General features: G+C 50.9%; 19 protein-coding genes. 3 read left to right on the forward strand and 16 right to left on the reverse strand.

Annotated elements, in window-relative coordinates:
- Positions 1-22: 22 nt before the first annotated feature.
- From NST26_RS19730 to NST26_RS19750, 5 genes are read right to left on the reverse strand one after another with little or no spacing between them, the layout of a single operon-like run.
- Entirely contained in the window at positions 23-640 is a 618-nt protein-coding gene (locus tag NST26_RS19730) for an HAD family hydrolase (RefSeq protein ID WP_340951899.1), read from the reverse strand.
- Between the two features lie 23 nt (positions 641-663).
- Positions 664-1278 (reverse strand): class I SAM-dependent methyltransferase, encoded by a 615-nt coding sequence (locus NST26_RS19735; protein ID WP_209869629.1) that lies wholly within the window; start codon positions 1276-1278, stop codon positions 664-666.
- A 21-nt stretch (positions 1279-1299) separates the two neighbouring features.
- On the reverse strand, positions 1300-1932 hold the full coding sequence (locus NST26_RS19740; protein ID WP_076086074.1) for a pyridoxamine 5'-phosphate oxidase family protein: 633 nt from the start codon (positions 1930-1932) through the stop codon (positions 1300-1302).
- A gap of 42 nt (positions 1933-1974) precedes the next feature.
- Positions 1975-2367 carry a VOC family protein gene (locus NST26_RS19745; protein ID WP_340951896.1) on the reverse strand — a complete coding sequence of 131 codons (393 nt, stop codon included), beginning with the start codon at positions 2365-2367 and terminating at the stop codon, positions 1975-1977.
- A 35-nt stretch (positions 2368-2402) separates the two neighbouring features.
- Positions 2403-2867 (reverse strand): hypothetical protein, encoded by a 465-nt coding sequence (locus NST26_RS19750; RefSeq protein ID WP_340951894.1) that lies wholly within the window; start codon positions 2865-2867, stop codon positions 2403-2405.
- 214 nt (positions 2868-3081) lie between these two features.
- Here NST26_RS19750 and NST26_RS19755 point away from each other — a divergent pair, with 214 nt between their 5' ends.
- Positions 3082-3453, forward strand: coding sequence for an iron chaperone (locus NST26_RS19755; protein ID WP_340951893.1), 372 nt, complete (start codon positions 3082-3084; stop codon positions 3451-3453).
- Between the two features lie 67 nt (positions 3454-3520).
- Here the strand turns inward: NST26_RS19755 and NST26_RS19760 are convergent, their stop codons facing one another.
- The 5 genes from NST26_RS19760 to NST26_RS19780 all read right to left on the reverse strand — a co-directional run bounded on the left by NST26_RS19760 (position 3521) and on the right by NST26_RS19780 (position 8458).
- Positions 3521-4018, reverse strand: coding sequence for a YcxB family protein (locus tag NST26_RS19760; RefSeq protein WP_173132894.1), 498 nt, complete (start codon positions 4016-4018; stop codon positions 3521-3523).
- Between the two features lie 74 nt (positions 4019-4092).
- Positions 4093-5016 (reverse strand): DUF7638 domain-containing protein, encoded by a 924-nt coding sequence (locus NST26_RS19765; protein ID WP_340951888.1) that lies wholly within the window; start codon positions 5014-5016, stop codon positions 4093-4095.
- A 16-nt stretch (positions 5017-5032) separates the two neighbouring features.
- Positions 5033-6211, reverse strand: a complete 1179-nt coding sequence (locus NST26_RS19770; RefSeq protein ID WP_340958035.1) for a PTS transporter subunit EIIC — start codon at positions 6209-6211, stop codon at positions 5033-5035.
- 58 nt (positions 6212-6269) lie between these two features.
- Positions 6270-7826 carry an ABC-F family ATP-binding cassette domain-containing protein gene (locus tag NST26_RS19775; protein ID WP_339310254.1) on the reverse strand — a complete coding sequence of 519 codons (1557 nt, stop codon included), beginning with the start codon at positions 7824-7826 and terminating at the stop codon, positions 6270-6272.
- 23 nt (positions 7827-7849) lie between these two features.
- Positions 7850-8458 carry a DUF3888 domain-containing protein gene (locus NST26_RS19780; RefSeq protein WP_340979670.1) on the reverse strand — a complete coding sequence of 203 codons (609 nt, stop codon included), beginning with the start codon at positions 8456-8458 and terminating at the stop codon, positions 7850-7852.
- Positions 8459-8555: 97 nt separating this feature from the next.
- Between NST26_RS19780 and NST26_RS19785 the strand changes: the two genes are divergently transcribed.
- Positions 8556-9074, forward strand: a complete 519-nt coding sequence (locus NST26_RS19785) for a hypothetical protein (protein ID WP_340951885.1) — start codon at positions 8556-8558, stop codon at positions 9072-9074.
- Positions 9075-9160: 86 nt separating this feature from the next.
- Positions 9161-9685 carry a GNAT family N-acetyltransferase gene (locus NST26_RS19790; RefSeq protein WP_340958033.1) on the forward strand — a complete coding sequence of 175 codons (525 nt, stop codon included), beginning with the start codon at positions 9161-9163 and terminating at the stop codon, positions 9683-9685.
- A 92-nt stretch (positions 9686-9777) separates the two neighbouring features.
- On the opposite strand, the gene NST26_RS19795 is transcribed toward NST26_RS19790, so the two are convergent.
- From NST26_RS19795 to NST26_RS19820, 6 genes are all read right to left on the reverse strand, one after another.
- Positions 9778-10590, reverse strand: a complete 813-nt coding sequence (locus NST26_RS19795) for an ABC transporter permease (RefSeq protein WP_076081693.1) — start codon at positions 10588-10590, stop codon at positions 9778-9780.
- Complete coding sequence (locus NST26_RS19800; protein WP_339310259.1) at positions 10587-11609, reverse strand: ATP-binding cassette domain-containing protein; 1023 nt, start codon at positions 11607-11609, stop codon at positions 10587-10589. The genes NST26_RS19795 and NST26_RS19800 overlap by 4 nt, the downstream gene beginning before the upstream one ends.
- Before the next feature lie 181 nt (positions 11610-11790).
- A complete protein-coding gene (locus tag NST26_RS19805; protein WP_340951882.1) occupies positions 11791-12222 on the reverse strand; it encodes a hypothetical protein in 432 nt (143 codons plus the stop codon).
- A 152-nt stretch (positions 12223-12374) separates the two neighbouring features.
- Entirely contained in the window at positions 12375-12947 is a 573-nt protein-coding gene (locus NST26_RS19810; RefSeq protein ID WP_340951879.1) for a GNAT family N-acetyltransferase, read from the reverse strand.
- A gap of 227 nt (positions 12948-13174) precedes the next feature.
- Entirely contained in the window at positions 13175-13795 is a 621-nt protein-coding gene (locus tag NST26_RS19815) for an immunity protein Imm33 domain-containing protein (RefSeq protein WP_063830970.1), read from the reverse strand.
- A 107-nt stretch (positions 13796-13902) separates the two neighbouring features.
- Positions 13903-14784 (reverse strand): AraC family transcriptional regulator, encoded by an 882-nt coding sequence (locus NST26_RS19820; protein ID WP_340979671.1) that lies wholly within the window; start codon positions 14782-14784, stop codon positions 13903-13905.
- Positions 14785-14846: the final 62 nt, after the last annotated feature.

The raw sequence follows: 14846 nt of genomic DNA on the forward strand, positions 1-14846 counted from the left end.
CCACCTTTATCCAAGGGCCGCTTCAGAACAATTCCAGCAGCCCGTCCAGCCGGTCGATCACATAATCATAACTGCTCACTTCGCCGAATCCATAACTCGCGTATACAAAAGGAATCCCTGCGAACTCTGCCGCCTTCCTATCCCCTTCGATATCGCCCACATAGACAGGACTCATCAGATGATTGCGGTCCATGACCAGCCTGATGTTCTCTCCCTTAGATAGTCCGGTTCTCCCCGGATTCTCGTAGTCTGTGAAATACTTCTGCAATTGATGATATTCATAAAAAGCCTCGATGTACCCCGCCTGGCAGTTGCTTACGATGAACAGCTTATATTTAGCCGATAATGCCTGAAGCACCTCTTCTACCCGAGCATACAACCTTCCGCCTTGCTGCGACAGAACGAGACACTCCATATCACAACATTCATCCATAATCTTCTGTCGGCTCTCCTCATCTGCATCAGGAAACAGCCTTCGGCCAACCTCCGGCACCGGCAGCCCCATAATGCCTTGTAAATTGTCTATCGTTACCTCTTTGGCTGCTCCCGTATAGCTGCTAATCACTTGATTCCATCCACCCACTACAGTCTCCGTCGGGTCCCATAACGTACCGTCCAGATCAAAAATAATACTATCCATTTCGCATTCCCCTCACCTTCAGATCATAGTTGTTGTTCCTCAGGTCCCGCCCAGATCAAATGCACCATATTCAGCGAATAGCTCTCCACTCTAGTGATCTGCATCCCCGACTCCCGGACCAGTCCGAGAATATCCCGGGTCTGATGGCATCCATAGATGCGGTACAGGAGCGGATTCAGCGCCCGTTGCAGTGTAGTGACCAAGAGGTTAGAACCAATTCCATGCTCCAGGAGGAGGATGGTGCCGTCCGGCTTACACCAGCGGTTCAGCTTCACCAACAGGTTCAGCGGGTTCTTATAGCTGCATAAGGACAGCGTGGAGACAATCGTATCGAACGAATGCGCGGCAAAGCTCATGTCTTCGATATCTGCACATATACAATCGGCTTCCAGTCTGTACTGTCCGGCGGCCCGTCTGGCCTTCTCAACCATGGCTCCGCTGAAGTCCACAGCCGTGATCTTGACGCCTTTAGGATAGAACGGGAAGTTCGCCCCGGCTCCGACGGCAAGCTCCAGCACCTCACCCTTCGCAGAACCGATTAGCTTCTGGCGCCAGCGCCGCTGCTTCGGATCATCTCTTTTACGGTCATAATCCGTGGCCTGCCTGTCAAAAATCCGTATCAGCCTCTCTGTATCCATCCCCGTTATTCACTCCCCTACTTAATACAGCCGCTTCTCGTAGCTCTCCTCTATACCTCGCCGCACCACTTCCTCCGTGAACTCCGCTGCATTCACATGAGCGGCGATGATGGCCGGAGCAGACGGGAGCAAAGCTTCAGCAGGCCAGGTGCCGGAGTCCCAGACCTGCGATCTTTTGAAGGCCTTGGCACAATGCATATAACATTCCTCAACCTTCACCCCGATTCCCAGCGCAGGCCGCTTGCCTCGGGCTCGCATCCGATCCAGGATAGGCTCATCCTTAATGATATAGGCTTGCCCGTTAACCCGCAGTGTCTCTTCAAGCCCCGGGATAATAAAAATCAGGCCGATATGCGGATTAGCCAGGATATTCAGCAAAGAGTCCAATCTGCGGTTCCCCGGACGTTCAGGAATGACCAGATGCCCTTCATCCAGCACCAGCACCGAACCGGGCGCATCCCCGCGCGGAGAGACATCGCATGAGCCGTGTTCATCTGCCGTAGACAGGAATAATAGAGGGGACATCGCTATATAATCACGGCAGTGATGATCCAGCTGATGGATCGATTTTCGCTTCACTACTTCACTCGGATAGCCCAGAAGCTCTCTGAGCTCATTTTCCGACGTCAGCATTTCATGAAAAGGTTTATTCATCCCGCATCCCCGCTTCTGATTATTATATTGACCCCACTCCGCCTAACGCCAGACCTGCATCCGTTCATCCAGAGTGGAAGTATGCAGCTCCAGCTGAATTCCATCCGGGTCCAGGAAATTCACCGACCAGCCGGTTCCCCGCTGAACAGGTCCTCTGACGATCTCAACGTGATGCTTCTGCAAGATGCCGACAGCTTCATTGAAATCATCCTCTGCGATATAAAAAGCTACATGATCCATCCCGGCGTATTCGCCTAAAGGCTCCTTGGTAACCATTCGTTCAAGCAGACAGATCCAAGCGCTGCCCCACTCCAAATAGGCATCTATTCGACCATGATGTCTAACGTTCATCCCCAGAATACCCTGATAGAATTCCAATGAAGCCTGAAGGTCGCGTACCTGGAGTGTGATGTGACTGAATCCGGAGACTTTCATTGATTAGTTCCTCCTATTCTCCATCCCTTAGTTAACTACAGCCATCTCACAAACTTCTTATGTACCACTTCGATCTGGTGCCGCTCCGCCCATTCCGTTAGCAACTTTATCCCTTGATCTTCCTGCTCGGGGAATCGAAAACAGTATTTATAAGTAACCAGCAGATTGGCTCTGGGCTTTACTGCGATCACGGGCAGCAAGTAGCCTTTGATGAAAATACACTTGATAGTAGAGGCTTCAATCTCTATATTCTTGATCTGCAGGGCTTCCGGCTTAATCTCTATGTTAAACGCCCTGCTAAAGGTAAACAAACGATATACCATAATCCCTGCAACGGCTATTGCAATTCCGATGACGAGATAGGTCACAATCTGCTCCAACAGAGTCGTTTTATCGACCCGAAGGAAAAAGCTTATCCAGAATAACATAAGGGCAACCACGCTTATAGTGGCCGGCAACTCAGCAGGACGTTTGCCTTTGAACCCGATCCTCTCCTCCATCCCATAACCCCATTCTCATTTATTTTGAAGAACAACAAGCTTCTTCTATCATACAGGGAAATGCTGGAATGAGGAAGGGAGCCCTACTCCTTCACCATTCAACACCTCCCATTGTGATGGTTAATCCAATTTATTCATTAAAATTTTTGACTATCCTGCGGCTACAAGATATTATGGAGGGCATGAGGGCTGACATAGATCAGGAGGACGAACCATGGATGTGTTTGCAGAGTATCTGGCGAAGATCGATAATCCGGTCCATCAGGCAACGGTCGAGGAAGTACTCACCTGGGTGTTGCAGGAGTTCCCGCAGCTCGAACCGAGAATTGGCTGGAACCAGCCGATGTTCACCGATCACGGAACATACATTATCGGCTTCAGTGTAGCCAAAGGGCATATGGCTGTCGCCCCGGAAAAAGCGGGCATGGATCATTTCGAGGAAGTCCTGAAGCAAGGCGGAATAGATCACACCAAGCTGCTGATCCGCATGAAATGGACGAATCCGGTGGATTACGGCCTGCTTAGACAGTTAATCGAGTACAATATTGCCGACAAGGCAGATTGCACAAGCTTTTGGCGGGTGTAGCTGCGGCTAATCATCCGCTCCCGGATACAGAAAAGGACATGCGCGGGTAGCATGTCCTTCTTTTTTGTCACCAAATCACGCCACTGACAATCTTGCGGTGATCTGACACATACGCTCTGAATTTATGCTCCTGTGCGGCATCCTCGAACGATTGCTTAGCAACGAACCAATACTCCTGTGGCCCATGGAACAGCAGATAGTAGCTCTGGTTCTCCCATACCCGGGTGAAAGAGCCCCAGGTCATGACGGACGCGTCCTTCTCCGGACTGAAATTGATCCCCTCTGCATCGAAAAGATATTCAAATTCCTTATTGTACCTTGTATCTGCCGACAATATCTTCGGTAAAAGCAAGGTTCGCATCACGATTGACATTCCCATGGTCAGAACCAGCGTAATCGATATGCCGAGCAAAATGACCGACTGGTTCTGAGTATACAGAATCATGCACACCGCTATAAATACCGCTTGAACGCCAATCGATAGTATAGATTTCCACGAGTGGAAATATAATGCCCGCGCCACCTTGGAAATATGCCGTCCATAATGAAAGCTGATTGTCTCCATCCTGCCACCCTCTATCTTTTCACTTCAACACTTATAGTAGTATAGCATCCAACGCGTAGAAAATCCTGCCCCGTTTACACTTCCCGCGTCTGTTCAGGATGATACAGAATTCGCTGGTAGTCCCAGTCCTTCGTGTCCATATCGCCCAGATACATCCGTTCATGCTCCGGCACAAGCTCATATTTGATTCTAAGCTGCTCTCTATAGTAATCACTCGGATTCTCCAGATATGCATAATAGGCAGCCCGGCACGCTTCATGCGCCGTTTGCTCGCCGTTCAGCTGCTTGTGGAGGTTATGCAGCTCTTTGAGCTTCTCCTGTGCATCGGCAGAGTATAGGGCTTCGCCTAATGTAACTTCGCCCAATTGCAGAATATGTACCTTTACAGGAGTATCCATTGTCGTGAAGAAGGTCTTATCTGCAACAAGCGCGTCCAGCTCCTCCAGCGTATATTCTGCGTCAGCAGGCAGGTTATAGACCGCTACCTTTCCGTCCTTGTATATCACAACATCGACCAGGTATACTGCGCCGCTATTCTTCATGAACAGATGGACACTTTTGCCCTCCGTCGTCTGGTAGAACATTTCGCTGTTGACATAGAATTCCGTAGAGGAAGGTGAATGCGCAATTCGGCGCGCTTCACTCTGCTCCTGCTCCCGGTCCGAAATCTCATAGATATTCGTATGGTCCGGGTTCAGCAGGCTCACTGTTTCCTGAATATGCTGGTAATAGCTTGCAGCGTTGTAAGTCCACTTTGCCGACTCTACCGTATACGCACCCAGTCCATGAATGGACAGCTGCTTCCCGGAGGGGACGGCCGGCGTTAACCAGCCTGAATTTATTTTGCCGGATAAGCCCTTAAGATCTGTAAGCTCCCAGCAGTTGACCATGCCGTCTTCGTACACATCTACATTAATATAGAAGTAACTTCCTCCGTTATGGATGATTCCGGGAATGGAAGTCCCTTCCACCGCCTTGGTTCTTCTAATCGCTCTCATGTGTAACCCCCCTTAGCTAGGATTTGGCAATTGGTTCGACGACTGGCTCCGGTCCAAGCTTCACGCACAACGTTGCAATCAGGGCTATCAGGAACCCGGTGGCACATGCGATCAGGAAGCCGCCGAACCCGTCCCCCAGATAAGCAGGCAGCGTAGCCAGTCCCGGAAAAGCGAATGAAATCGCGGACGAGCCGAACATCCCGACCATCCCGCCGCCAATCGAGCCTGCGCAGCAAACAATAATCATCGGCTTACGCAGCGGCAGATTGACCCCGAACATTGCAGGCTCCGTCACACCAAACAAGGCCGATATCGATGCCGACAAGCTTAGGGTACGGAACTGCTTGTCTTTGGCTTTGATGAATACTGCCAGCGCTGCTCCCGCTTGGGCAAAGGCGGCGGGACCCATCAGCGCGAGGATCGTGTCTGATCCACCCGTGCTGATGTTGTTGATCGCCAGCGGCACCAGACTCCAGTGCAGGCCGAAGATGACCATCGGCTGAATGATCGCCCCCAGCACCATTCCGGCGCCGACTGAACTGAGATTATACACTGTACGGTACCCGTCTGCCAGGGCGTCACCGGCCAGCGCCCCCAGCGGTCCGAATACCAGCAGCGTCACCGACGATACCACGATCACGGAGATCAGCGGAGTGAAGAAGCCGCGGATGACCTCCGGTAGTATTTTGACACAGAATCGCTCGACGTAGACCAGCAGGCCTACCGCCAGGATAATAGGAATAGCGCTTGCAGGATAATTCACCGGCTTGATGCTCATGCCCATAAACTCTATGACTTCGTTGTTCGCAAATAGTGTAGTCAGACTGGGATATAGCATAACCCCGCCTATAACGACCGCCGTAAAAGGATTGGCCCCGAATTTACGGGCTGCCGTAAACGCCAGCAGCAGCGGAAGGTAATGGAACAGGCTGTCCGCCATGGCATTCAGCACCGTATAGGTGCCTTCGGTCTTGCTGATGAGCTCCAGCGCAACCGCACCTGCGAGCAGACCCTTCATGATTCCTGCCGCGCTCAATATATTAACTATGGGAAGAAAAATACCAGAAATGCCGTCAATAATGATATTGACCAGACTGCGTTTGGATGGCTTCACGACTGTCTCCTCATTCACAACGTTCATATGATCCCCCTGCATTCTTACTCCACTGTAATACGAATGACCCGTAAGAGTCACTTTTTGCAAAGTACCCCTCCTACGGGTCAAGCTCTACACCGGCGTTATTGCCGGTTCTCTAGAAGACTTTCGTTGTCCATGATTCACAGTTCCAGGTATCGGTCACGATATCACGGTAGAATTCAGGCTCATGGGAGATCAGCAGTATGCTGCCTTTATAGGCTTTGAGCGCACGCTGCAGCTCTTCCTTCGCATCGACGTCGAGATGGTTGGTAGGCTCATCGAGTACCAGCAGATTGCTCTCCCGGTTAATTAGCTTGCAGAGACGTACCTTAGCCTTCTCGCCGCCGCTCAGGACAGCAATTTTACTCTCAATATGCTTGGTGGTCAGGCCGCACTTCGCCAGCGCTGCACGAATCTCAAATTGGGAGTAAGACGGGAATTCGTTCCAGATCTCCTCGATACAGGTGTTGTAATTCGATTCCTTCATTTCCTGCTCGAAATACCCGATCTCCAGCAGATCGCCAAGCCGGGCTGTGCCCGAGATAGGCTGGATCTGGCCGAGAATGCTGCGCAGCAGCGTGGTTTTACCGATACCGTTCGCACCGACGAGGGCAATCTTCTGCCCACGTTCCATGCTGAGTTCCAGCGGACGCGACAATGGGGAATCATACCCGATCACCAGATCCTTGGTCTCAAAAACCATTTTGCCGGAGGTCCGCCCCTGCTTGAAGTTGAACTGCGGCTTCGGCTTCTCCTTGGCAATCTCGATGACCTCCATCTTATCCAGCTTCTTCTGCCGGGACATCGCCATGTTGCGGGTAGCTACGCTGGCCTTGTTGCGGGCCACGAAGTCCTTCAGATCGGCAATCTCCTGCTGCTGGCGCTTGAACGCGGATTCCAGCTGTGACTTCTTCGCTTCGTACACCTGCTGGAAATACTCATAATCGCCCACATAACGCGACAGCGACTGGTTCTCCATATGGTAGATCAGGTTGATCACGCTATTCAGGAACGGAATGTCATGGGAGATCAGAATGAAGGCATTCTCATAATCCAGCAGATAACGCTTCAGCCAGTTGATATGCTGTTCATCCAGATAGTTCGTAGGCTCATCGAGCAGCAGAATGTCGGGCTTCTCCAGCAGCAGCTTTGCCAGCAAGACCTTGGTCCGCTGACCGCCGCTGAGATCGTTAACATCCTTGTCCAGACCGATGTCGGTCAGACCGAGTCCACGCGCGGTTTCATCGATTTTGGCATCGATCATATAGAAATCCTGGCTGGTCAGCATGTCCTGAATTGTTCCGACATCCTCCAGCAGCTGCTCCAGCTCCTCAGGGGTCACATCCCCCATCTTGCCGTACATGTCGTTCATCTCTTGTTCCATATCGAACAGATATTGGAAGGCCCCGCGCAGCACATCCCGGATGGATTGCCCCTGCTGAAGCACCGCATGCTGATCCAGATACCCGGCGCGCATCCGTTTCGCCCACTCCACCTTGCCTTCGTCCGGTTGAAGCTTACCAGTAATGATGTTCATGAAGGTCGATTTCCCCTCACCGTTAGCGCCGATCAGACCGATATGCTCACCCTTCAGCAGGCGGAAGGAGACATCCGTGAAGATGGCCCGGTCGCCGAAGCCGTGACTAAGCTTTTCTACATTTAATATGCTCATGAAGTTACACCTTTTCCTTTATTCTATATTCTCGTCATATTATAAAGGCTAACGCGCCACAACTCCAGAAGGTTTGTAAAAAAAGCCGCTTCATTTGTATCTTTTCTCAACATATCCAGGTAATTTGGCGGAAAACCGTGTACCTCCGGTCCCTTTATATGCTTATACTCTACAAGCTCAACTTGCGAAGATGAGATTCTATAAGTGAACAAATCCTCTCCCACACTGATATGTGGTCCGACTGTAGGGAAAGCCCTCAGTGTAATCCGAAAGCCAAAGCTGCGGAAACCGTTCACCCGCTCTATGTGTTCCACTTGAACCAAATACGGATAAAGTTGAGGACTTGTGATCAAAAGACTGAAATAAGCTGTCTTCAACCGATCATTCATATAGGGCAGCAATTGCAGCACAAGCATGTCTTGCAGTTGCAGCTCTCTGGAGTCAGCCTGCGGATTCTGTAAATGTGATGGCGGTTCTGCTGCGGTACATGGAGCCGGTGCAAGCCCGTCTGTTATAAGCGCGATAATTAGCAGGATGGTAATGACTCGCAGGTTTCTTTTCAGCGGAATCTCCCCTTGGTCAATAGGTATAGTATTAATTTGTCTAAAGGGGGATGAAGTATGTAAAAGCATATATTATATTGGTTAGAGGGTATTCAAATAATATAGCTCATAACAAAAAAGTGACAATAGCACAACGGGAGAATCAGACAATTAAGCGGAGGTAAGAATGTTAGAAATTAAGGGAATAGGAATTAGTGCCGTTAAATACGCACTCCTAAATTTCATGCTGGTCATAACCAACTTATTATTATATGCTTCAGGACCGGATGGGGGCGGAACCGGGGACCGTGAGGAAGGGCTGATGTTCTATCAGATGTACTTCATCTGCCTGCTTGCGGGATTTGTCATCTATGGAGTATGGTCCGTTACAGCAGGCAGATTTGAGAAAAAGACAAGAGGTCTAACTGCTATTCCTGTGTTATTATCCTCCGTTTGTATCATCAGTGTTTTAATTTATGCTAACCGTAAGTATAAGAATCTGTACGAGGGCGAGTTTGTGAATGCCGCTGGGTCTAAGGTCTTAGCACTCTACGCTGACACTTCCCTGTATCTGGTATACTTCCTTCTGCTGTTCGCTGTTTGCATCAGCGTGCTTGGAATTGTTAAGCGGAACAAATTATCTATACTGGGGCTTTTGCTGAATCTATCGCTGCTAGTACTCTTAAACCTAATACAATTTGTATAAAACAATACTCTCCATTCTCGCGGAAATCATGGCATGCTACGATGAAGCTACGCTCATTTGGAATCATGGAGGTGTAGAGATTGTATATGCAACAAGGTAACTTGGTCATCCGGGATGCAACTGTAGCCGATGCAGAGCTGTTATGCAGCTGGTGGAACGACGGAGCAGTCATGGCACATGCCGGATTTCCTAAGGGCTTAGGAATTACTGAACAAGAGGTGTTAACCCAATTGCAGACCGGGAGAGACTCTGAACGGAAAGGACGTTTGATTCTGGAAATCGATGGTGCTCCTGCAGGAGAAATGAGCTACAGTGCGGTTTCTGGACATGTGGCGGAGATGGGGATTAAAATCTGTGATTTCAATCAACAAAACAAAGGGGCAGGCACAGAATGTTTAGGTATGCTGGTCCGTTATTTGTTTGAAACACAGGGGTTTCACAAGATCATACTGGATACGAATCTTAAAAACACCAGAGCACAGCATGTGTATGAGAAACTCGGCTTCCGTAAAATAGCGGTACGAAAGAATGCCTGGGCAGATCAGCATGGGGAATTACAGACTTTTGTTGACTATGAGCTATCCCTAACGGAATGGACTCAAAATTCCTGACTGTGACTGGTCACAGTGTGTTCTGCTTTTCGCATACAAAAAAACGCCAACAGATGCATCCCTGCATTCGTTGACGTCTTACTGAACCAGACTTACGTCCGGCGCATATACGCACGCACGGTTATCGGAGCGAAGACCGCTACAATCACAGCGGCTCCGATCAGGGAGTAGACCAGATCACTGCCTACCGTTCCATGGTTCACCAGTTCACGGACAGCGGTGACCAGATGTGAGATCGGATTGTTATTCACGAACCACTGAAGCCATTTCGGCATCGTATCAACCGGCACGAAGGCATTCGAGAGGAAGGTTAGCGGGAATAACACGATCATTGAAATCCCCTGTACACTGGAAGCCGTACGGGCGATCACACCGAAAAAGGCAAAGATCCAGCTGATGGCCCAGGAGCATCCTATGACCAGAACCGCCGCCAGGGCAACCCCGCCGATGCCGCCTTCCGGCCGCAAGCCCATAATGTAGCCCATTACGAAGGTGAGTACCGTAGCAATCGTGTAACGTATAGTATCTGCTAACAGTGCCCCTGCGAGAGGAGCAATCCGGGCAATCGGCAGCGATTTGAAGCGGTCGAACACCCCTTTTTCCATATCCTCCCGTAGCTGGACACCGGTAACGACGGAGGTCGTGATTACGGTCTGTACCAAGATTCCTGGAATAATTACCGGCAGATAACTTGCCACATCCCCGGCAATCGCCCCGCCGAAAATATACGTGAACATCAAGGTGAAAATAATCGGCTGAAACGTGACGTCAAACAATTGCTCCGGTGTACGCCGGATCTTGAGCAGTCCTCTGTAAGCCATCGTAAAGGAATTACGTACCGCTTGGCCGAAGCTGGTATGGTTTTTCAAATTACGGTCTACACCCGGCTTAATTAAAGTACTCATGCTAATACTCCCTCCTTCTTCTGTGTACTATCCGGGACAAGCCCCGCCTCTTCCTTGACGCCATGACCGGTTAGGGTCAGGAATACTTCATCCAGCGTTGGCTTCTGCACACTCATCTCAAGCAGCGGTATGCTTGCTTCACGAAGTGCGATCAGCAGATCGGTTACCCGGTCCACGTTCCCCATCGGTGCGATAATTTTGGCTGCTTCTGCCGACAGGTTAGAGCGTACCTGAAGCACCTGCTCCACAATCTGCCGCGCCTTCAGCAACTGCTGCGGATGGACCACCTTCAGGTGAAGCGAGGAGTTGCCAACCGAGCTCTTGAGTTCATCAACTGTTCCCTCTGCGACCACCTTACCGGTATCAATCACGGCAATCCGGTCCGCCAGCTGATCCGCTTCTTCAAGATATTGGGTCGTCAGCAGGACCGTTGATCCCGTATTCACCAGCTTGCGGATCGTCTCCCACATCTGATTGCGCGTCCGGGGATCAAGCCCCGTTGTCGGCTCATCCAGGAAAATGAGCGGAGGCTGCGCAATTAGACTGGCCGCCAGATCCAGCCGCCGGCGCATCCCGCCGGAGAAGTTCTTCAAGGGGCGCTTGGCGGCTTCCGTCAAGCCGAATTCCTCCAGCAGGTCAGAGGCCTTGCTGCGAGACTCCGCACGCCCCAGGCCATGCAGCCTGGAGAAGATGATCAGATTCTCAGTCGCGCTAAGCGACTCATCTACTGACGCATATTGACCCGTCACTCCGATTAACTGACGCACGATCTGCGGTTCTTTTGCCACATCATGTCCGAAGATACGCGCCGAACCTGCGTCAGGCCGAAGTAGGGTCGCCAGCATGCGAATTACGGTTGTCTTCCCGGCACCATTGGGACCCAGCACCCCATAGATCATTCCTGTGCCTACTTTGAGATCCACACCATCCACGGCCCGGTTGCTCCCGTAGATTTTGACCAATCCTTGCGCTTCAATGGCGTAGCTGCCGCCCTGCCCTGCTGATTGTGTCTGCTTCATGCTTTATTCCTCCTTGAATGCTGAATCTATAAGGATAGTAACCGACATATTTAAACTGAATTTAAACCTCCTTCTACTCTGTCCGGTTGCTGTTTCCCTATCCCATTAAACCAAAAATCCGATCCTTTGGGATCGGACTTGCGGAGTACGCTTGCAGTCGTACCTTTATATGCAGTTCTCCTTAGTCATAGCCGCCTTCCGCTTCGGGCAATGCCTGGTACTCTTCTTTACCCGCTACAATGTCCGCGATGAAGTTCCGCAGCTCCAGCAGCTTCTCTGCATCTTCCGTAAGCTCACAATTCTCGCCGGACCAGGACCAATTCCGTGTGAACCCGTTTACGGTGATCCTCCAGCTGTCTTCCTGGTAAGGGACCACCGCGCAGCCCTGCTTGAGGGACACAAGCTCCAGCTTCCCCATGATTCGGATGCCTCTCATCCGCTCATAGATGCTGCGCATTTCATCTTCGGTCAACGTAATATCCGCTGTGGCTGTTCCGTTCATGATCAGATCTTTTACCACGGTATCCTGATACGTATTGATCTCATTCTTGGTGACCTCCCCATACCCGTACCGGACGAGAAAATCGAAATCAGCAGGCATGTCTTCAGGCATCTCTCCCAATACCTCCGGCCGCTCAGGGGTAAGTTGTGTCTCCTTATTCGTGTTACAGCCAGCTATGAGCAGTACGACCAGCAGTAAGTAATATATGTGCTTCAGGTCGGTCCCCTCCACAAGCGAATTTTACAAAAGTACAGCATCCAATCTTAGGTATTATAGTTGTAGGCGGCTAAATATTTCGCAATGACTTCCTTACTCTCATGCCACCACAGAATAGGAACTTCGCCAACCTTCAACAGACCTAACTTAGCGGCCAGATGATTGGAGCCAGTATTGCCGGTATCACAATCCCAATATGTTGTTAGCTGCCGCTGACGGCCAAGCGCTATGAATTCTTGACACAGTCTGAACGCCAACCCTTGATTACGGTATTCCTTGTGCGTGATGATATCTGGTTCAATATAGCCGCCACCCACATAAAAAGTATTACAAGCGCTTACAAATCCGCTCTCATTCAAATAACAATAACCAAATGCCCTGTCCAGATAGGTCTCAGCCGAAGTCCACAGTAATCGGTAACTATCGTCCATCTCCTGAATGTAGCGTCCAAACAACTGCTCATCGATGCTAGTTAAAACAAATTCTCCAGAATCCTCCTGAATGTCAGCAGGAGCTTTAGCGTTACTGTTCATCTTATAATGTGTTCTACTGAGCTCCACTGTGTTGTCTTTCAAAGGTTCTTTCAGCACCGCAAGCCATTGACTGGAGGAGAAGTACAAATCATAGAAATTCGCGTGATTGGCCGGATTGGCATGAATTCTCCTTCTCTATGCGCTAAAAGATGCTTGATTCTACTATACTCACTAGGCTGTAATTCAATCATTCTATTCCTTCCTCTCAGTTAATTACCTGTTATGTATATCTGGCCTTCTGCCCTTCTCCCCTTCTCCTAGTAAAAAAGGCCGGGGCCACAGTCACCTGTGTCCGCCAGCCTAGTATATCATGCCTACCGCCAATTCTTCACTTCTACCCACGCGGCACCCGCTCCGCTCCGTTCAAACGCTGTGCCCACAGCTCCTTTAAAAGGCTCCAGCAGGGTCGGGTCCCGGTCGATCAGATCATACACATTCATGATGGCCGTATTCTTCGGGTCGCTCAGATAAGCGTTATCTTCTTCTCCGGTGAACAGCCGCCAGCCGCTGTCCTCCTCACGGGTAGGGGCCTCCCGGTACATCCAGCGCACACCGCTTCCTGGCGTCAGGCATTGCCTGGTGACCATACCCGCCTTCTCCCCGGCTTCGACCCATGCCGGATCTCCTTCTCTAAGAATCGTCTGGGCGATATGTCTGGGCTCGAACTCCACCGGATCTCCGAGCTGGAGCGACTGGATAACCCCCGGTGTATTGGTCAACAGCCCCGTGTACCGCCCGGTAACCGGATCTCTCCCGGTGATCTCCACCCACATCCGTTCAGCCCGTGGCTGCCCTTCAGCCGGTTGGGTCAACATGAAGTGCAGCCGCACCATTCTCCCCGTACCCTGTGTCTCCCGTTCCTGTCTTGCAGGAATAAAGAACGACTCAGGATGTAGCCTGCTCGTCTCTTCCACATCTTCCAAAGTCCACTCCATGAATTATGCCTCCTAGTCAGTTATACTAGACTACCATTACCCGATTGTAGGAGGCGCTATTCATTCTGACTGGAAGCCCCGTCCGCTCTTGCTGAATACCTGCACCGTTAACGGCGCACTGCTTCCCGCACAGGAATCCATATTTCACTTTTAAAAGTTGGCGAGTGGGTATCCTTGCTTTCGTTCCACAGAAGCTCCGGCCCTTCGACCTGCTCGTAATTGGAAGAGGGGAACCATTCGGAATAGATCCGGCCCCAGACATTCTGGAGCGTGCCCGGAAAGGGACCCACCACTTCGAACACGGCCCATGCAGACGCTGGAACCTCCAGCTTGGCGTAGGGCGGCGGGCATTCCTGCGTGGTAGCCACTCCGATATAATGATCCAGCTCCCCACGTTCCTCCATCCGGCCTTCGGAGAAATTCACCGACGAGCTGATTAGCCCTGACGGAACCATATCCGACAGCCCCTTCAGCTCCCCTATCATCTCCATGCTCAGACTCTGCCACATGGCCGCGATCTCCGGGTTCACCCCGCTGAACTGGATAGCTACCCTTTTCTTGAGTCCAACGATCCGGAAGGCCTCTTTCTCCTCAATGCGGTAATTCATTTCACTGCCTCCTCTAATGGTTAACTGAAAAGTCATTCGAGGAAAGGCCTTCAGGGGTGTCCCTGCCGATCTTGCTTCTGAAGGCGTTACGCCATGAAGCTGCTGAAAGGCTTTTGTGAATGCATCCGGCGAAGTGTACCCGTACTCCAGGGCAACATCAATAATCCGGTGCTGGCTTCCCTGCAGCTTGAAGGCAGCCAGCGTAAGACGTCTGCGGCGGATATATTCCGAGAGCGGGATACCGGCCAGGAAGGAGAACATCCGTGTAAAATGATACTCCGAGCATAACGCGAAGCCCGCAGCCACTTTTATATCGATCTCGTCGTCCAAGTGCTCTTCAATGTAGAAGAGTGCAGCATTCATATCTTCCAGCAGGTTCATCGTGCACCTCCCTTTCCTCCCCATCAGAGTAACAGCTACGCAGGGAATGCATCCGACAGTTC

This window comes from Paenibacillus sp. FSL R7-0128 (assembly GCF_038002245.1).
In the GTDB taxonomy this organism is placed as follows: Bacteria; Bacillota; Bacilli; order Paenibacillales; family Paenibacillaceae; genus Paenibacillus_AQ; species Paenibacillus_AQ silagei.